The sequence below is a fragment of the Albidovulum denitrificans genome, from assembly GCF_002973535.1.
In the GTDB taxonomy this organism is placed as follows: domain Bacteria; phylum Pseudomonadota; class Alphaproteobacteria; order Rhodobacterales; family Rhodobacteraceae; genus Albidovulum; species Albidovulum denitrificans.
Genome location: NZ_PVEP01000001.1, coordinates 510,965 through 527,935, shown reverse-complemented (window position 1 = coordinate 527,935; position 16,971 = coordinate 510,965). Strand labels below are relative to the sequence as shown.

General features: G+C 66.4%; 18 protein-coding genes. 9 read left to right on the top strand and 9 right to left on the bottom strand.

The window, feature by feature from the left end; all coding sequences use genetic code 11:
* Nucleotides 1-44: 44 nt before the first annotated feature.
* Complete coding sequence (locus LX70_RS02490; protein ID WP_105512945.1) at nucleotides 45-728, bottom strand: aquaporin; 684 nt, start codon at nucleotides 726-728, stop codon at nucleotides 45-47.
* Between the two features lie 116 nt (nucleotides 729-844).
* Between LX70_RS02490 and lipA the strand changes: the two genes are divergently transcribed.
* Complete coding sequence (gene lipA / locus LX70_RS02485) at nucleotides 845-1,795, top strand: lipoyl synthase (protein ID WP_105512944.1); 951 nt, start codon at nucleotides 845-847, stop codon at nucleotides 1,793-1,795.
* Nucleotides 1,796-2,039: 244 nt separating this feature from the next.
* On the opposite strand, the gene LX70_RS02480 is transcribed toward lipA, so the two are convergent.
* The 3 genes from LX70_RS02480 to LX70_RS02470 form a co-directional block, all read right to left on the bottom strand.
* A complete protein-coding gene (locus LX70_RS02480) occupies nucleotides 2,040-2,945 on the bottom strand; it encodes a hypothetical protein (protein WP_105512943.1) in 906 nt (301 codons plus the stop codon).
* A gap of 158 nt (nucleotides 2,946-3,103) precedes the next feature.
* On the bottom strand, nucleotides 3,104-3,994 hold the full coding sequence (locus LX70_RS02475) for a c-type cytochrome (RefSeq protein WP_425430573.1): 891 nt from the start codon (nucleotides 3,992-3,994) through the stop codon (nucleotides 3,104-3,106).
* Between the two features lie 15 nt (nucleotides 3,995-4,009).
* A complete protein-coding gene (locus LX70_RS02470; RefSeq protein ID WP_105512941.1) occupies nucleotides 4,010-4,480 on the bottom strand; it encodes a c-type cytochrome in 471 nt (156 codons plus the stop codon).
* Between the two features lie 159 nt (nucleotides 4,481-4,639).
* Between LX70_RS02470 and LX70_RS02465 the strand changes: the two genes are divergently transcribed.
* Nucleotides 4,640-5,527, top strand: coding sequence for a LysR family transcriptional regulator (locus tag LX70_RS02465; protein WP_170076097.1), 888 nt, complete (start codon nucleotides 4,640-4,642; stop codon nucleotides 5,525-5,527).
* On the opposite strand, the gene LX70_RS02460 is transcribed toward LX70_RS02465, so the two are convergent.
* Nucleotides 5,512-5,697: a hypothetical protein gene (locus tag LX70_RS02460; protein ID WP_105512939.1), complete on the bottom strand. Its 186-nt coding sequence runs from the start codon at nucleotides 5,695-5,697 to the stop codon at nucleotides 5,512-5,514. The genes LX70_RS02465 and LX70_RS02460 overlap by 16 nt on opposite strands.
* On the bottom strand, nucleotides 5,697-6,257 hold the full coding sequence (gene hpt, locus LX70_RS02455) for a hypoxanthine phosphoribosyltransferase (RefSeq protein WP_105512938.1): 561 nt from the start codon (nucleotides 6,255-6,257) through the stop codon (nucleotides 5,697-5,699). The genes LX70_RS02460 and hpt overlap by 1 nt, the downstream gene beginning before the upstream one ends.
* Before the next feature lie 63 nt (nucleotides 6,258-6,320).
* On the opposite strand from hpt, the gene LX70_RS02450 reads away from it, so the two are divergent.
* Nucleotides 6,321-6,785: a type II toxin-antitoxin system RatA family toxin gene (locus LX70_RS02450; RefSeq protein ID WP_105512937.1), complete on the top strand. Its 465-nt coding sequence runs from the start codon at nucleotides 6,321-6,323 to the stop codon at nucleotides 6,783-6,785.
* Here the strand turns inward: LX70_RS02450 and LX70_RS02445 are convergent.
* The 3 genes from LX70_RS02445 to LX70_RS02435 are packed head-to-tail and all read right to left on the bottom strand — an operon-like array spanning nucleotide 6,761 to nucleotide 8,873.
* Nucleotides 6,761-7,240, bottom strand: coding sequence for a CinA family protein (locus tag LX70_RS02445; RefSeq protein WP_105512936.1), 480 nt, complete (start codon nucleotides 7,238-7,240; stop codon nucleotides 6,761-6,763). The two genes, LX70_RS02450 and LX70_RS02445, sit on opposite strands and share 25 nt — an antisense overlap.
* On the bottom strand, nucleotides 7,237-7,740 hold the full coding sequence (locus LX70_RS02440) for a phosphatidylglycerophosphatase A family protein (RefSeq protein WP_105512935.1): 504 nt from the start codon (nucleotides 7,738-7,740) through the stop codon (nucleotides 7,237-7,239). The genes LX70_RS02445 and LX70_RS02440 overlap by 4 nt, the downstream gene beginning before the upstream one ends.
* Nucleotides 7,737-8,873: a bifunctional 2-C-methyl-D-erythritol 4-phosphate cytidylyltransferase/2-C-methyl-D-erythritol 2,4-cyclodiphosphate synthase gene (locus tag LX70_RS02435; protein WP_105512934.1), complete on the bottom strand. Its 1,137-nt coding sequence runs from the start codon at nucleotides 8,871-8,873 to the stop codon at nucleotides 7,737-7,739. The genes LX70_RS02440 and LX70_RS02435 overlap by 4 nt, the downstream gene beginning before the upstream one ends.
* Before the next feature lie 204 nt (nucleotides 8,874-9,077).
* Here LX70_RS02435 and dusB point away from each other — a divergent pair, with 204 nt between their 5' ends.
* The 6 genes from dusB to LX70_RS02405 all read left to right on the top strand — a co-directional run bounded on the left by dusB (nucleotide 9,078) and on the right by LX70_RS02405 (nucleotide 16,963).
* Complete coding sequence (gene dusB / locus LX70_RS02430) at nucleotides 9,078-10,073, top strand: tRNA dihydrouridine synthase DusB (protein WP_105512933.1); 996 nt, start codon at nucleotides 9,078-9,080, stop codon at nucleotides 10,071-10,073.
* The gene (locus tag LX70_RS02425) at nucleotides 10,070-11,137 is read left to right on the top strand and encodes a two-component system sensor histidine kinase NtrB (protein ID WP_105512932.1); all 1,068 of its coding nucleotides are present in this window, start codon (nucleotides 10,070-10,072) and stop codon (nucleotides 11,135-11,137) included. The genes dusB and LX70_RS02425 overlap by 4 nt, the downstream gene beginning before the upstream one ends.
* A 12-nt stretch (nucleotides 11,138-11,149) precedes the next feature.
* Nucleotides 11,150-12,520: a response regulator gene (locus LX70_RS02420; protein ID WP_105512931.1), complete on the top strand. Its 1,371-nt coding sequence runs from the start codon at nucleotides 11,150-11,152 to the stop codon at nucleotides 12,518-12,520.
* 98 nt (nucleotides 12,521-12,618) lie between these two features.
* On the top strand, nucleotides 12,619-14,895 hold the full coding sequence (locus tag LX70_RS02415; protein WP_245884900.1) for a sensor histidine kinase NtrY-like: 2,277 nt from the start codon (nucleotides 12,619-12,621) through the stop codon (nucleotides 14,893-14,895).
* On the top strand, nucleotides 14,892-16,307 hold the full coding sequence (gene ntrX / locus LX70_RS02410) for a nitrogen assimilation response regulator NtrX (RefSeq protein ID WP_105512929.1): 1,416 nt from the start codon (nucleotides 14,892-14,894) through the stop codon (nucleotides 16,305-16,307). Before LX70_RS02415 ends, ntrX begins: the two co-directional genes overlap by 4 nt.
* On the top strand, nucleotides 16,304-16,963 hold the full coding sequence (locus LX70_RS02405) for a DUF4386 domain-containing protein (protein WP_105512928.1): 660 nt from the start codon (nucleotides 16,304-16,306) through the stop codon (nucleotides 16,961-16,963). The genes ntrX and LX70_RS02405 overlap by 4 nt, the downstream gene beginning before the upstream one ends.
* Nucleotides 16,964-16,971 lie beyond the last annotated feature (8 nt).

Below are 16,971 nucleotides of genomic sequence, written 5' to 3'. Positions count from 1 at the left end.
AAGGGGCGGCGCATCGCACCGCCCCTTCGTACCTCGTGGCGGGGTCAGTCGGCCCGCGTCAGCCCCGCCGCATGCAGCACCCCGGCCAGCACGCCGCCCGCCAGCGGCGCCACGATGAAGACCCAGAGATCGGCCAGCGCCTTGCCGCCGACGAAGATCGCAGGCCCGATGGAGCGCGCCGGGTTCACCGACACGCCGGTCACGTTGATACCGACAAGGTGGATGCCCATCAGCGTGAAGCCGATGGCAAGGCCTGCAAAGCCCGGCACGCTGCCCGGCCCCGTGGCGCCAAGGATCACGGTGACGAAAACGAAGGTCGCGACGAATTCGAAGGTCAGCGCCGCGCCCAGCCCGTATTCGCCGAGATAGCCCGCGCCATAGCCGTTCTGGCCCAGCCCGTTGGTGGCGATGTCATAGCCCGCGCGCCCGCTTGCGATGATGTAGATCACCAGCGCGCCCACGATGGCGCCGACGACCTGCGCGGCCGCATGGCGGGCGAATTGCGCGCCGGTCATCTGGCCCGAGGCAAGAAAGCCCAGCGATACCGCGGGGTTGAGATGCGCGCCCGAGATGGCGCCAATGCCGTAGGCGGCGGCGATGATCGACAGGCCGAAGGCCGCCGCGATCCCGTGCATGCCGATCTCGTCGCCCATCAGGACGGCCGATCCGACGCCGAAGAAGACAAGGATGAAGGTGCCGATGAACTCGGCGAACATGATCTTTGACATGAAACTCGTGACTCCGATGTGTACAGGACGCCCCGACCGGCATCTGCCGCCCGCGTTGCGTCGGCCTCAGAATAAGCCTATTTGAGGGGGAAATGGAAGTTTAGGGGGAAAAACCCGTGCGTGACCTCAAACTGCCCGAAGGGCGCCATCCCGAAAAGGCCCGCCGCCCCGATCAGGCGCAGCCGAAAAAGCCCGACTGGATCCGGGTCAAGGCGCCGACCTCGGCCGGTTACAAGGCGACGCGCGACATCCTGAAATCGAACAGGCTGGTGACGGTCTGCGAAGAGGCGGGCTGCCCCAATGTCGGCGAATGCTGGAGCCAGGGTCACGCCACCATGATGATCATGGGCGAGATCTGCACCCGCGGCTGTTCCTTCTGCAACGTCGCGACCGGGCGGCCCGATGCGCTTGATGTGTTCGAGCCGGGCCGCGTCGCCCATGCGGTCGAGACGCTTGGCCTCAAGCATGTGGTCATCACCTCGGTCGATCGCGACGACCTTGACGATGGCGGGGCGGAGCATTTCGCCCAGACGATCCGCGCCGTCCGCCACCGCGCGCCCGACACGACGATCGAGATTCTGACGCCCGACTTTCTGAAATGCGCCCCCGCCGCGCTGGAAAAGGTGGTCGAGGCGCGCCCCGACGTGTTCAACCACAACCTTGAAACGGTCCCCGGCCTTTATCCCACCGTCCGCCCCGGCGCGCGCTATTTCCACTCGCTACGGCTCTTGCAGCGGGTGAAAGAGCTTGACCCGGCGATGTTCACCAAATCGGGCATCATGGTCGGGCTGGGGGAAGAAGCACAGCAGGTGCGGCAGGTGATGGATGACATGCGCTCGGCCGATGTCGATTTCCTGACCATCGGGCAATATCTGCAACCGACGCCGAAGCATCACCGCGTCGACCGTTTCGTGACGCCGGAGGAGTTCAAGGCCTATGAGACGGCCGCCTATGGCAAGGGGTTCCTGATGGTTTCGGCCACGCCGCTGACGCGGTCGTCCTATCATGCGGGCGACGATTTCGCCCGGCTGCGCGCGGCGCGGCTGGAGAAGCTGGGCCGCGCCTGAGGGGGGGCGGCGCCGGGCCACGGCGCGGCGATCCGACCTTGCTGCATCGCGATTTATGCCAGCCAGGTGCCTCCGACATCGGTGTTTTGCGGGGCATCAGCCAATCGCCGGGCCTGGGGGTGGCCCAGCGATGCGCGGCGGCGCCTTGCGCTGCTCATTCGCGCGGGGTGCAATTGCCCTTGGGGGCGGTTGGCCGCTGGCCCGGCGGGGCCAAGGCCCCTTGTTCCGGGCCATGGTCTACCGATCAGAAGCTGAAGCCGACCGACACGTCCCACAGCGCATCGGCGTTCTTGGTGTCGCTGACGCCGCCCTGGACGTAGCCGCCCTGCATGAAGCCGTATTTCGCGCTCAGCCCCCAGATCGCGGCAGAGCCGTCGGGGTCCAGCATCGTGGCGCTGACGCCCAGCTGGTCGATCGGGCGGAAGCTCGCCCAGGCCTGCCAGGCGTCGGGGATCAGCTTGTCGCCGCTGGTCACGCCGATGCCCGCGTCATAGAAATCGGTCGCGGCCCCGGCCTCGCCATGAAACACCGTCGCCTCGGCCCCGCCATTGCCGTTGAAATACTGAAGCGAGCCATTGGCGAAGAAGAAACCGCTGTCATATTTCACCGCGAGATCGGCGAAATTCACGTCGGTCTTGGTGTGATGGAACGAAAGCGCCGTCTTCACCGCGCCATAGTCGCCGTCATAGCGGACGCCTGCGAAATAGTCGTCATTGGCGAGGTAATTGGTCAGCGGCAGGTCGCCGAGCCAGGCCTTCTGGAGCGAACCGAGCGCCTGCGTCCCGCCGATCACCGGCATCCGCGACATGCCGGAGGAGGCGTTGCGCGGCAGGCCGAAGCTGAACTTGCCATAGCTCGTGGTATAGGTCAGCGCGCCGAAAACGGCGGTCTCGCTGCTGCCGCCCTCACCCAGATAGGCGGTGACACCGGCGTCAAAGCCCATGCCCTCACCGCCGCCGTTGAAGGAGAAGGAGGCATCGGCGTCACCGTAAAGCAGCGCCATGTCATTGGTGCCGTCGTCGGAATATTCAAGCTCCACCGTGCCGTGGATCGCCGATCCGGCACCCATCGACTGCGCGGAAAGGCTGACGGGCGCGCAGGCGAGGGCCAACGCGGACAGGAAAAGGGGTTTCGCGGACGAAATCTGCATCACTTGCCTCATGGATTCGTTTTTGATTTTGCTTATTTGATCGGACTTTGGCGGCCGTATTTCAAGGGGCACGCGCCAATTTAACGCTCCAAAGGCCGAATATATTGCGTTGCCCCGGCAGAAAACCCGCAATCCATGGGCGCGCGTCTATATCCCGATCACTCGACCGGCGGCACCTTCTTCAGGTAGGCGACGATGGCGGCGCGGTCCGTTTCCGGCAGTTTCGCGGTGTTCTGCACCACCAGCGCCATATGCCCCCCGGCGCTGTCATAATCCGGCGTGAAGCCCGAGGTGAGGTATTCGATGATGTCGGCTTTCGACCAGTCGAGCGCGGCGGGCGTGATGTTGGGGAACTTGCCCTTGCCATCCGGCGTCGGTCCGCCCGCCAGCCAGCGCGTCCGGTCCATCGCGCCAAGCGCGTTCCGTGGCGTGTGGCATTCGCCGCAATGCCCCAGCGCCTCGACCAGATAGCGCCCGCGCGTCTCTTCCGGCGTCAGATCGCCGGTCAGGACCCAGTCGGTGTCGAAGAACAGGAATTTCCACCCGCCCATGGCGCGGCGGATGTTGAAGGGGAAGGGCATGTCATGCGGCCTCGACGGCGTCGCATCCGCCGGGACCGTCTGGAGAAAGGCGTAAAGGTCCGCGATGTCCTGCGTTTCGGCCTTGGCGTAGCTGACATAGGGAAAGGCCGGATAGAGGTGCTGGCCCGACGGGGACACCCCGCGCATCATCGCATTGCCAAGGTCCTGCATCGACCAGCTTCCGATCCCGTGGTCGGGATCGGAGGAGATGTTGGGGGCATAGAACGTCCCGAAGGGCGAGGCGAAGGCCATGCCGCCGCTCAGCACCAGCTTGGCCTCGCCCTCGGCATTCTCCGCCGCGTGGCAGGAGGCGCAGCCAGCGGCCCAGAAGACCTGCTCGCCATGTGCCACATCCGGGGTCAGGCCCGCGAAGGCATCGTCGGGCAGGGGATCGGGCCGGGTCACGACCCAGGCCACGATTACCCCCAGTGCGGCGATCGCCACGCCGCCCTTTATCACCGATGCCAGTCGCATGGCCCGGCCTTACTGCGGGACCCGGAAGGCCTTGTGGCAGCCGCCGCAGGCGCCGCCGACCTCGCCCATCGCGGTCTTCAGACCGTCAAGCCCGGTCCCTGCCGCCGCCTGCATCGCGGTCGCGGCATCGACCATCGCCTTGCCCTTGGCCCCGATGTCGGACCCGTCGGCCCAGATCGCGGGCAGCGCTTCGGACTTCGGGTTGGCCTCATTGTCCGATCCCTGCGGCCAGAGCATCGAGCCGTCAAGCGCGACCGAGGCCATCAGGTTGTCGGCAGCCTTCTGCGCGGCCGCCGCGTCATAGTCCACCTCGCCCTTGGCCATCGCGCCCAGCGTGCCGAGTTGCAGGGCGCGATAGGCCATGATGCCCTGACGCGCGGCGATCTGCATTTCGAACGGCCCGTCCTGCGCGGTCGCGATCCCGGCCCCGCCCGCAAGGGCGAGCGTGACGGCGGCGGCGGTGGTCAGATGTCTTAGCATGGTGGCCTCCTTGGTGTGGGTTCGGGGTCAGAGTACCTGTGCCTTTATGGATGACTATCCGCCATTTTTGCAGTAGGTCTGTGCGAAATGTCACAACGCGGCCTTCCGGCCCGTTTTCAGCGTGAAACCGGGCCTTCGGGCTACACGGATAACGCGAATGTGACCGAAAGGAAGGCCATGCGCGACAACTGGGATGACCTGCGCTACGTCCTCGCCGTTGCCGAGGAGGGCAGCGTCAGCGGTGCGGCGCGGCGGCTGGGGGTGAACCATGCCACCGTCCTGCGCCGGATCGCGGCGTTCGAGGCGGCGGCGGAGCTGTCGCTTTTCGAAAAGGGGCCGCAGGGCTACGACGTTCCGCCCGACCTTGGCCGCATCATCGCCGCCACGCGCGAGGTGGAGGAAGCCGTGCAATCGGTGCGGCGCATGGTGCAGGGGGTGCGCGCGCCACTGTCGGGCGAGGTGCGCGTGACCTCGACCGATACGTTCTGCCTTTACGTCATGCCCGAGGTGCTGGGGCATCTGCGCCGGACCGCGCCCGACCTGCGGGTGGAGCTTTTGTGTTCCAACGCCCATCTCGACCTTGCCCGTACCCATGCGGAGATCGCCGTGCGCCCGACGCCGCGCCTGCCCGATGACCTCAGCGGTGACTGCCCGGCGCGGCTGGGGTTCGCCGCCTTCCGCGCGGTGGGGGCCGAGGGGCGCGACTGGCTGGGCATGTCGGGGCCGATCGGGCGCGCCGGTCCCGCGCGCTGGCTTGCGGCGCATGTCGACCCGGCGCGGCTGATCGCGGTCGCGGACAGTTTCCCGGTGCTGCGCGAAATGGCGGCCGGGGGGCTAGGCACCGCGATCCTGCCCGCCTTCCTCGGCGATGAGGACCCGCGCCTTGAACGCGCGGGGGAGGAGGTCGAACCCGCCTCGGTGCCGATCTGGGTCGCCAGCCATGCCGACCTTGCCACCGTCCCGCGCATCGCCGAACTGCGCCGCGCGCTTAGCGATGCGCTGGCCGCGATGGCGCCACGGCTTCAGGGCGCTCAGGGCGTGACCTGAACCCTCGGCGGGCGCGTTTTCTGAAGCGTCAGCGCCTCGGGCCACCACCCGGCCCAGTTCAGCGCGGCGACGGCAAGGCAGATCGCCAGCACGGCCAGAAAGAACACCACCCGGCGCCCGGAGGGCGGATTGCGCGCCCACCCGGCCATGCGCAACAGCAGCCGATCCATCACGCGCCCGTATCCGTTGGCGTATCCGTGAAGCGGACCTTGCCGATATGGGGCAGGTTGCGGTTGCGCTGCGCAAAGTCGATGCCATAGCCCACGACGAATTCGTCCGGGATCTCGAACCCGGTCCAGGTCGCCTTGATCGGAACCTCGCGCCGTGACGGCTTGTCGAGCAGCGCGCAGACCTCAAGCCGCTTCGGCCCCCGGCTTTTCAAGAGGTTGACGACGTGATGCAGCGTAAAGCCGGTATCGACGATATCCTCGACCACCAGCACGTCGCGGCCCGCGATCTCGCCGCGGAGGTCCTTGAGGATGCGCACCTCGCGGCTGGTCTCCATCGCATCGCCGTATGAGGACGCCTCAAGGAAATCGACCTCGACCGGCAGGTCGATCTCGCGCACGAGGTCGGCGATAAAGACGAAAGAGCCGCGCAGAAGGCCCACCACGACCAGCTTGTCGGTGTCGCGGAAGGCCCGCGTGATCTCTTTCGCCAGCGCCTCGACCCGCGCGGCGATGGCCTTGGCGGAGATCATCTCGTCTATGACATAAGGTCTCTGTGGCATGGCCGCCCCTTGATTTACCGTCCCCATTTAGCGACACCGGGACAGGAAGTCACCGAAGAAGCCATGCCGACGCATTCAGAAACCCGCCCGCTGCCCTATACCGCGCGCCAGATGTACGATCTGGTCGCCGATGTGCAGCGCTACCCCGAATTCCTGCCCTGGACGGCGGCGGCGCGCATCCGCTCTGTCACGCCGCAGCCCGACGGGTCGGAGGTGATGAAGGCCGATCTGATGATCTCCTTCAAGGTCTTCCGCGAACGGTTCGGCAGCCGCGTCACGCTCTGGCCGAAGGCGATGAAGATCGACACCGAATATCTTGACGGGCCGTTCAAATACATGCGCTCCAACTGGTCCTTCGCGGATCGGGCAGAGGGGGGATGCTCGGTCACCTTCTTCGTCGATTTCGAGTTCAGGAACGCCATCCTGCAAAAGATCATCGGCGTCGTCTTCGATGAGGCGATGCGCCGCGTGGTCCGCGCGTTCGAAGCGCGGGCGGCCCAGCTTTACGGCGCGGTCCCCAGCGCCTGAAGCATCAGGGTCAGCGCCTTCTCCACCGTCGCGCGGCGGACATTGGCGCGGCCGATGGCGCCGAATTCCAGCGTTTCGACATGCGTCGGCTGGCCCGTGCGGGCGAGGGCGAAGCAGACCCGGCCTTCGGGCTTGAACTCCGACCCGCCGGGGCCTGCGATGCCGGTGACGGCGACCGCCAGCCCGGTGTCGGAGCGCGCCAGCGCGCCCTCGGCCATCTCATGCGCGACCTCTTCGCTGACGGCGCCGTGCTGGGCCAACGTATCGGTTCGCACCCCCAGCATCGCCTGTTTGGCGGCGTTGGAATAGGTCACGAAGCCCCGGTCGAAGACGGCGGAGGACCCGGCAATATCCGTGATCGCGGCGGCGATCATCCCGCCGGTGCAGCTTTCCGCCGTGGCGATCTTCACCTCCGCCTTCGTCGCGGCACGCAGAAGACGATTGGCCAGCGTCATCGCATCAGGATCCCGTGGGCGATCCCGGCGGCGATCACGGTCGCGATCCCGGCGAAAAGTCCGGCCCAAAGGTCGTCCTCCATCGTGCCGGCGGCCGTGTGACGCCGGTCGGCGCGGCCGACGGGGCCGGGTTTCCAGATGTCGAAGAGGCGGAAAAAGATGAAGGCGCCAAGCCAGCCGGGATAGGCGATCAGCCACCAGTCCTCGGTCCCGCGCCACCAGAAGGCGAAGGCGGGAAAGATGAGCGCGATCCACTGGCCCGCCACCTCGTCGATCACGATCCAGGAGGGGTCCTTGTCCTCGCTGTCCGCCACCGCCCCAGCGGTCGCCCAATAGCCCAGAGGGATGACGATCAGCGTTGCGACGACAAGCGCGGGGAAGCCAAGCAGGTGGTCGATGGCGACGCCAAGCACGATGGCCGCGGCCGAGCCCCAGGTCCCCGGCGCGGGGCGCAGGTGGCCGATGCCGAAGACGCTGGCGATGAGGCGGGGCAGGGTCATGCTTTCACCAAGGTGACAGTGGCCATCGCCGCGATCCCTTCCTCGCGCCCGGTGAAACCCAGCCGTTCCGAGGTCGTCGCCTTGACGCTGACGCGGGTCGCGTCAACGCCCATGATGCGCGCCAATTCCATCACCATATCAAAGGCATGCGGGCCGATCTTCGGGCGTTCGCAGATCAGCGTCACATCGGCATTGGACAGATCGAACCCCTTCTGCCGGGCCAGCCCGATGGCATGGGTCAGGAAGATATGGCTTTCAGCGCCCTTCCATTCCGGCTCGGACGGCGGGAAGTGGCGCCCGATGTCGCCCTCGGCCAGCGCGCCATAGATCGCGTCGGTCAGCGCGTGCATGCCCACATCGGCGTCCGAATGGCCCAGAAGCGCCTTTTCATGCGGCACCTTCACGCCGCAAAGCATGACGTGATCGCCCGCCGTGAAGGCGTGAACGTCAAAGCCGTTGCCCGTGCGAATGTCCATGCGGCCCTTTGCGATGCGTTCGGCCCGCGCGAAATCGTCGGGCCAGGTGATCTTGATATTCTCCTCCTCGCCCTCGACGATGGCAACGTCAAGCCCTGCGGCCAGCGCAATCTCCACATCGTCCTTGGCGTCGCCCGCGAAGGCGTGGTGGGCGGTCAGGATCGGCGTCAGGTGAAATCCCTGCGGGGTCTGGGCGCGGTACAGCCCGTCGCGCGGCGTCAGGCCGGTCACGCGACCGTCCGTCCCGCTCCAGAGCGCGTCGGCAATGGGCAGCGCGGGGGCGGCGGCGGGGTGGGTGTCAAGCGCCTCCAGCACCCGCCCGATCACCGCGGCTGAGATCAGGGGGCGCGCGCCGTCATGGATCAGGACACGGGAAATCGTTTCGGGATCAAGTGCTTCCAGTGCGTTCCTGACAGAGGCGCAGCGCGTCGGCCCGCCCGCGACCAGCGTCACGCTGCCTTGAAACAGCCGCAAGCCATCGGCCATGTCGTCGGGATGCAGCACCACGACGATGCGGCGAAAGCCCGCGAAGGCGGCGACGGTGCGCGCCAGGATCGGCCGCCCGGCGAGGTCGCGCCACTGCTTTGGCAGCCCGTCGCCCGCGCGGCTGCCACGGCCCGCGGCCACGATCACGACGGCTGTCTCTTTGCTCGGCATGTCCTCTCCGGCCCCTGCGGGATGGGCGTGTCCCCGCTCTAACCTGCCCCGATGCGGGGGGCAATGACGGAAGAAGCCGCAGCAAGGCGCATTTTTTGCGCAAAAAATGTGCAGTTCTGGAATCTCGCGCCTTTTCAGGGCGGGTTGGATTGCCTATCCATGATGCGCCGATTACCTGAGGTGCAATTGCACAAGGATTAGGCGTTGGCTTTGCGTCTTGGACAGATCGAACTCGACCCGCCGGTGTTCCTGGCGCCGATGGCGGGGATCACCGACCTGCCGTTCCGCCGTCTGGTGGCCGGGTTCGGTGCCGGGCTGGTGGTGTCCGAGATGGTCGCCTCGGGTGAGTTGCTGACCGCGAAACCTTCGGTCCGGGCCAAGGCGCGCACCGATCTGGGGTTGTCGGATGGCACCATGACCTCGGTCCAGCTTGCCGGGCGTGAGGCCGCGCCGATGGCCGAGGCGGCGCGCGTCGTGGCCGACATGGGCGCGCGGATCATCGACATCAACATGGGCTGCCCGGCCAAGAAGGTGACGGGCGGGCTGTCCGGTTCGGCGCTGATGCGCGACCCGGACCATGCGTTGCGCCTGATTGACGCGGTGGTGGGCGCGGTCGATGTGCCGGTGACGCTGAAATGCCGTCTGGGCTGGGATGCGGACTGTCTGAACGCCCCCGACCTGGCGCGGCGGGCCGAGGCGGCGGGGGTGCGGATGATCACCGTCCACGGCCGCACCCGGCAGCAGTTCTACAAGGGCAGCGCCGATTGGGGCGCGATCCGCGCGGTGCGCGCGGCGGTCGGCATTCCGGTCATCGCGAACGGCGATATCGTCGATGCGGGCAGCGCCCGGACGGCGCTGGCGGCTTCGGGCGCGGGTGGCGTCATGGTCGGACGCGGGGCACAGGGCGCGCCCTGGCGGCTGGCGACGATTGCGGCGGAGCTGGCCGGGGCCTGCCCGCGCGGGATGTTGCAGGCGATTGACGTTCGAGACGTTATTTCAACGCATTACGACGCGATGCTGACGTTCTATGGCAGGGATCTTGGCGTCAGGATCGCGCGCAAGCATCTGGGCTGGTACGCCGATGAGGCCGGGATCGACCCGCGCTTTCGCGCCCGGATGATGACCGAGACCTCCCCGGCAGAGGTCCTGTCCCTGATCGCCGCCGCCTATGACGGCCCCGCCGAACGGGCCGCCGCATGAGCTTGCCCGCCGCCGATATCCTCTGGGCCTCTCTCCCGGTTCCGGCGATCCTGATCGACCCGGAGGACCGGCTGATCGACCTTAACCCCGCTGCGGAGCAGTTCCTGAACACCTCGGAAAAGATGCTGCGCGGGCAGCCGGTCTTTGACAGGCTGGCGGTCGACGCGCCGCTGGAACAGGTCTTCGAACGGGTCCGCGCCAACCATTCGACGCTTTACATCAATGAGGTCGACGTCGGCACCGGCGACCGCGCCCCGGTGATCTGCAACCTTCAGGCGGCGCCTTTGGCCGACCGCGAAGGCGTCATCCTCCTTCTGATCTCGCCGCGCGAGTTCGCCGACCGGATGGGGCGCGGGCAGGGGATGAAGACCGCCGCGCGATCCGCCATCGGCATGGCCGAGATGCTGGCGCATGAGATCAAGAACCCGCTCGCGGGCATCACCGGCGCGGCGCAGCTTTTGTCGATGAACCTCGCGTCGGAAGATGTGGAGCTGGCCGACCTGATCGTCGAGGAAACCCGGCGGATCGTGAAACTGCTTGAGCAGGTGGAGCAGTTCGGCAACCTGCGTCCGCCGGAACAAAAGCCGGTGAATATCCACGATGTGCTGGACCGCGCCCGCCGCTCCGCCCTTTTGGGGTTTGCCGCGCGGATGACGATCCTTGAGGATTACGACCCCTCGCTGCCCGCCACGCTGGGCGATGCGGATCAACTGTTGCAGGTGGTCCTGAACCTTCTGAAGAACGCGGCCGAGGCGGCGGGCGACCGGCCCGGCACGATCCGTCTGCGTACCTTCTATGACGCCACGCTGCGGCTGCGCCGCGTCGATGGCAGCGGCACACGGCTGCCGCTTCAGATAGAGATCACCGATGACGGGCCGGGCATCCCGCCCGAGATGGTCGGCGACATCTTCGACCCCTTCGTGTCGGGGCGGGAAAACGGGACCGGCCTTGGCCTCGCGCTCGTCTCCAAGATCGTTGCCGATCATCAGGGCTGGATCTCGGTCGATTCCGTTCCGGGGCGCACCACCTTCCGCATGTCACTGCCCGTGGCGCCGAAACCGTAAGGAGAGCTTGGCATGGACGGTACCGTACTTGTCGCCGATGACGACCGCACGATCCGCACCGTTCTGACGCAGGCGCTGACGCGGGCGGGCTGCAAGGTCCATGCGACCTCTTCCATGGTCACGCTGATGCGCTGGGTCGAGGAGGGGAAGGGCGATCTGGTGATTTCCGACGTCATCATGCCCGACGGCAACGGGCTTGAGGCGCTGCCGCTGATCGCGAAGGAACGGCCCGGCCTGCCGGTGATCGTAATCTCGGCCCAGAACACGATCATGACCGCGATCCAGGCGGCCGAGGCGGAGGCGTTCGACTATCTGCCGAAACCCTTCGACCTCCCCGACCTGATGAAACGCGCGTCCCGCGCGCTGACGCAGAAACGCCGTGCCACGCCCGCGCCGGATACGCCGCAGCGCGCGGCGGCCGAGGATCTGCCGCTGGTCGGCCGCACGCCTGCGATGCAGGCGCTTTACCGGCTGGTGGCGCGGGTGATGAACACCGACCTCGCGGTACTCGTCTCGGGCGAATCGGGGACCGGAAAGTCGCTGGTCGCGCGCGCGATCCATGATTTTTCCGACCGCCGGACCACGCCCTATGTCACCGCGCAGGCGGGCGATCTTCAGGGGATCGACGGGCCTGCGGCCCTTCTGGCGCGGGCGCGCGGCGGCACGCTGGTCTTTGACGAGGTCGGCGATTTCGACGCGGAAACCCAAGGTCGGATCGTGCGGATGCTGGATGCGCTGCCCGCGAACGCGCCGCGCATCATCGCCACATCGCAGGATGATCTGTCGCGCAAGATGGAGGCGGGGCTGTTTCGCAAGGACCTGTTCTACCGCCTCGGCGGCGTGACGATCGACGTGCCCGCGCTCCGCGACCGGGTGGAGGACATTCCGCTTCTGGCCGAACATTTCCTGGCCCGCGCCGAACGCGACGGGGCGCCCGCGCGCAGGTTGTCGCCCGAGGCCATGGCGCTGGTGCGCGGCTATCGTTGGCCCGGCAATGTGCGCCAGCTTGAAAACACGCTGCGCCGCCTGATCGTGACCGCGATCGAGCCGGAAATCAGCAAGGCCGAGGTCGCCGCCGCCCTTGGCGCGATGCCCAATGAGCCGCCCCGCGTCGGTGCGTCCGAGGAGGGTGAGCGGCTTTCCGCCTCGATCGGGCGGCATCTGAAGCGCTATTTCGACCTGCATGGCGACAGCCTGCCGCCGCCGGGTCTTTACGACCGTATCCTGAAGGAAATGGAGCTTCCGCTGATCGAGATCGCGCTGGATGCCACGGGCGGCAATCAGGCCAAATGCGCCGATCTTCTGGGCATCAACCGCAATACCTTGCGCAAGAAGATCACCGACCTCGATATCCGCGTGACACGCCGCCGCAAATTGATGTAAAACCGCAACACAACCCGTGGCCCATCGGTCTCATCCGGTGCAAGGACCATGAACAGAGGCGGTCGCCGCAGCGATGCGGCAGAAATCAGGGGCGAGCGGTGCAGGAGATTGCACGCACGGCAACATGGGAGCGGCTGACCCGGCTGCGGCGGCAGAGGCGTTTCCAGAACCTCCTGACGCTGAGCCTTGTGGTCCTTGGCCCGCTTCTGGCTTTGGCGACCTACATCGTTCTCGGGCCTTCCGGGCAGGGCGCGAATTCCTCCTCGCTCCGGCTGATCCTGTTGGCCGACCTCGTCTATTTCCTCTTCCTTGGCGCGATGGTGCTGTCGCGGCTGGCGCAGATGATCGCCGCGCGGCGGGCGAAATCGGCCGGGTCGCGGCTGCACCTGCGGCTGACGGGGGTGTTTGCCGGGATCGCGCTGGTTCCCGCCGTGCTGGTCGCGATCTTTGCCGGCATGACGGTGAATATCGGGCTTGAGGGCTGGTTTTCCGACCGGGTGCGCAGCGTCGTCGGCACCTCGCTTCAGGCGGCGGAGGCCTATCAGGACGAACACCGCCACGACCTTGCCGCCGATACCGAGGCGCTGGCCAATTACCTCGAAGCGGCCAAGCGGCGGGATTTCTTTATCTCGGACGCCGACTTGCGGCAGATCCTGACGCAAGGGCAGGCGCAGATCCAGCGCGGCCTGCGCGAGGCTTATGTCATCGACGGCACCGGCGAATTGAAGGCGCGCGGCGAACGCAGCTACCTTTTCAACTTCGAGCAACCGACCGAGGATGAGATCGCCCGCGCCAATGCCGGTGAGACGGTGCTGATCGAGGATTGGCCCAACAACGAATTCCGCGCCCTTGTCGCGCTGCCCGCCTATGTCGACCGCTATCTTTACGTCAGCCGCAACGTGGACGGGGAAATCCTCAGCCTTCTCGACAACACGCGCGAGACGGTGGGCCTTTACCAGCAGCTCGAATCCTCGCGCGGGCGGGTGCTGTTCGAATTCGGCCTTGTCTATCTGGGCTTTGCGCTCCTTTTGGTGCTGGCGGCGATCTGGATGGGGCTTTGGTTCGCCGAACGGCTGTCTCGGCCGATCGGGCGGCTGGCGGGGGCGGCGCAAAGGGTCGGCGCGGGCGATCTTGAGGTTCAGGTTATCGAAGAGCAGGGCGATGATGAAATCGCCATGCTGGGGCGCATGTTCAACCAGATGACCCGGCAGCTCAACACCCAGCGGCAGGCGCTGGTCGACAGTCACCGGGCGACCGAACGGCGGCGGCGGCTTTTCGATTCGGTGCTGTCCTCGGTCACCTCCGGCGTGATCGGTCTGGATGCCGAGGGCGATGTCGATTTCATCAACCGCGCAGCGGCCCGGCTGTTGCAACTGGGCGAAGAGCAAAGCCATGACCGGCCGCTTGACGCCGTGGTGCCGGAATTCTCCGGTCTGTTCGGCAAGTTGCGTGACGGCGTGGGCGAGGTCGCGCAGGAAGAAATCAAGCTGACCCGTGGCGGGCGGCTGGAAAGCCTGCTGGTGCGCATGGCGATCCGGCGCAACGCGAACGGCAAGCTTGAGGGCTATGTGGTTGCCTTTGACGATGTCACCGACCTTGTCAGCGCGCAGCGGATGGCCGCATGGGGCGATGTCGCGCGCCGCATCGCGCATGAGATCAAGAACCCGCTGACGCCGATCCAGCTTTCCGCCGAACGGATCAAGCGCAAGTTTACCAAGGTGCTGGGCGATGAGGATGCCGAGTCGCTGGACCAGATGACCGGCGTCATCGTCCGCCAGACCGGCGATCTGCGCCGCATCGTCGATGAGTTCTCGAAATTCGCCCGGATGCCGGAGCCCGACCGGCGCGAACATGACATGACCAAGCTGGTCCGCGACGCCGTCACCTTGCAAGAGGGCAGCGTGCATGGCGCGGCGATCCGGGCCACGCTGCCCGACGCGCCGGTGATCGCCGAATTCGACGCCACGATGATTTCCCAGGCGGTCACGAACCTTATCAAGAACGCGGGCGAAGCGATTGAATCGCTGAAGGAAAAGGGCGCGCCGGACGGCTATGCCCCGCAGGTTCGGGTGGCGATGCAGGCCAATGACGAACTGATCGAGATAAGCATCGCCGACAACGGCATCGGCCTGCCCGAAGACCGCGCGCGCCTGTTTGAGCCTTATGTGACGACGCGCGAAAAGGGGACGGGGCTTGGCCTCTCCATCGTCAAGAAGATCATCGAGGAACATGGCGGCACCCTGATCCTGACGGATGCCGAAAGTTTTGAGGAAGGCGCCCACAGGGGCGCGATGGCCGAGATTCGCCTGCCAAGGGCGCGGTCGGGCCGTGGAGTGAAAGAGAAAGCGCCAGACATGGCCGGAGGTGAGGCATGAGTGATATTCTGATCGTGGACGATGAACGGGACATCCGGGAACTGATCTCGGACATCCTTCAGGATGAGGGGTTTTCGACCCGTCTCGCGTCGAACTCCGACGAATGCATGGCCGAGATCAACGCCGAGCCACCGGCGCTGATGATCCTCGATATCTGGCTGAAGGACAGCCGGATGGACGGGATCGACATCCTCAAGACCGTCAAGCGCGACAACCCGGACATCCCGATCATCATCATCTCCGGCCACGGGAATATCGAGATCGCGGTCGCGGCGATCAAGCAGGGCGCTTATGATTTCATCGAAAAGCCCTTCAATATCGACCAGTTGACCGTCGTCATCAGCCGCGCGATGGAAACCTCGCGCCTGCGCCGCGAGAATTCGCAACTGCGCCGGGGCGATGTGACTTCGTCGGAAATGATCGGCTCGTCGCACAGCTTCCGAACGCTGAAGGCGCAGCTTGACAAGGTGACGAAATCGAACGGGCGGGTGATGCTGACCGGGCAGCCGGGATCGGGCAAGGAGGTGGCGGCGCGCTTCATCCACCAGCAGTCGAACCGCGCGGGCGGGCCGTTTGTCACCGTGTCCTCGGCCTCGGTCGAGCCGGAGCGGATGGAAGAGGTGCTGTTCGGCCGTGAGACCCCGGAACGCGGCGTCGAAAAGGGCCTTCTGGAACAGGCCCATGGCGGTATCGTCTATTTCGATGAAGTCGCGGACATGCCGCTTGGCACCCAGTCGAAGATCCTGCGCGTGCTGACCGAACAGCAGTTTTCCCGCGTGAACGGCACCGACAAGGTGCGGGTCGATCTGCGGGTCATTTCCTCCACCACCCGCGATCTGAGGGCAGAGATCGCCGCCGGGCGCTTCCGGCAAGAGCTTTACGACCGGCTGAACGTCGTTCCCATCGCGGTGCCGTCGCTTGAAGAACGGCGTGAGGATATTCCCGAACTGGCGCGCTATTTCGTCGAGGGCTTCAACCGCAGCCAGGGCCTGCCGCTGCGCGACCTCAGCGAAGAGGCCGATGCGCTGATGCAGACCATGTCCTGGCCCGGCAATATCCGCCAGTTGCGCAACGTGATCGAACGGGTGCTGATCCTTGGCGAAGGCACCGGCCCGATCGAGGCGCGCGAACTGCCGGGCCAAAGCGAAAGCCCGGCCGAGGAAGGGCGGATCGTCCTGTCGGGCGGCCTTGCCACGCTGCCGCTGCGCGAGGCGCGCGAGCTTTTCGAACGCGAATACCTGCTGACCCAGATCAACCGTTTCGGCGGCAATATCAGCCGGACGGCGACCTTCGTCGGCATGGAACGCTCGGCCCTGCACCGCAAGCTGAAATCGCTGGGGGTCGTGACCACGTCGAAATCCGGCGCGCGGGTCGCCCATCTGGAAGAGGAGGATGAGGAGGCCGACGCGTGAGCGTATCCCCCTTCATCCCGGCGCAGGCCCGGCTGGCGGGTCTGCTTTACCTTGTCATCATCGTCGCGGGCGTCTGGGGCGAGGGTTTGGCGCGTGGCGGCATGACCACGGCCACGGCTGTCCGCGAGGGCGCGGGGCTTTACCGTCTGGCGATGGGGGCCGATCTCTTGATGGCGCTTTGCGATGCCGGGGTCGCGGTGCTGCTTTACTTGGCGTTGCGCCCCCTCGCGCCCGCCGCGGCGCTTGGCGCCATGGTCTTTCGCCTGATCCAGACCGCCGTCATCGCCGCCAACATGATCGTCACCGCCGCCGCCCTGATGCTGGCCGGGGCCGATCTGCCGGGCGTCGAGGTGGCGTTGGACCTGCGCGCGCTTGGCTATGACATCGGCCTTGCCTTTTTCGGCATCTGCAACCTGCTGATGGCCGCGATCTTCCTGCGCGAGAACGCGCTGCCGAACCCGCTTGGCGGGGCGCTGGGGCTGTCGGGTCTGATCTACCTTGCGGGCGGCGCGGTGCATCTGCTGGCGCCCGCCGCGCTGGCCAGCGTTCAGCCCGCCTATCTGGTGCCGCTTGTGGCCGAAACGGCCTTCGCGCTCTGGCTGCTGCTGCGCGGGGCGCGGAGCATCGCGGCCGCAATCGCAACGGCGCCGCATTGACCCCGTCC

What these genes read in the sequence shown, in the direction of transcription:
- LX70_RS02490 (WP_105512945.1), bottom strand. Translation starts at nt 728, where the DNA reads ATGTCAAAGATCATGTTCGCCGAGTTCATCGGCACCTTCATCCTTGTC.
- LX70_RS02480 (WP_105512943.1), bottom strand. Translation starts at nt 2,945, where the DNA reads ATGCAGATTTCGTCCGCGAAACCCCTTTTCCTGTCCGCGTTGGCCCTC.
- LX70_RS02470 (WP_105512941.1), bottom strand. Translation starts at nt 4,480, where the DNA reads ATGCTAAGACATCTGACCACCGCCGCCGCCGTCACGCTCGCCCTTGCG.
- LX70_RS02460 (WP_105512939.1), bottom strand. Translation starts at nt 5,697, where the DNA reads ATGGATCGGCTGCTGTTGCGCATGGCCGGGTGGGCGCGCAATCCGCCC.
- hpt (WP_105512938.1), bottom strand. Translation starts at nt 6,257, where the DNA reads ATGCCACAGAGACCTTATGTCATAGACGAGATGATCTCCGCCAAGGCC.
- LX70_RS02450 (WP_105512937.1), top strand. Translation starts at nt 6,321, where the DNA reads ATGCCGACGCATTCAGAAACCCGCCCGCTGCCCTATACCGCGCGCCAG.
- LX70_RS02445 (WP_105512936.1), bottom strand. Translation starts at nt 7,240, where the DNA reads ATGACGCTGGCCAATCGTCTTCTGCGTGCCGCGACGAAGGCGGAGGTG.
- LX70_RS02440 (WP_105512935.1), bottom strand. Translation starts at nt 7,740, where the DNA reads ATGACCCTGCCCCGCCTCATCGCCAGCGTCTTCGGCATCGGCCACCTG.
- LX70_RS02435 (WP_105512934.1), bottom strand. Translation starts at nt 8,873, where the DNA reads ATGCCGAGCAAAGAGACAGCCGTCGTGATCGTGGCCGCGGGCCGTGGC.
- LX70_RS02425 (WP_105512932.1), top strand. Translation starts at nt 10,070, where the DNA reads ATGAGCTTGCCCGCCGCCGATATCCTCTGGGCCTCTCTCCCGGTTCCG.
- LX70_RS02420 (WP_105512931.1), top strand. Translation starts at nt 11,150, where the DNA reads ATGGACGGTACCGTACTTGTCGCCGATGACGACCGCACGATCCGCACC.
- ntrX (WP_105512929.1), top strand. Translation starts at nt 14,892, where the DNA reads ATGAGTGATATTCTGATCGTGGACGATGAACGGGACATCCGGGAACTG.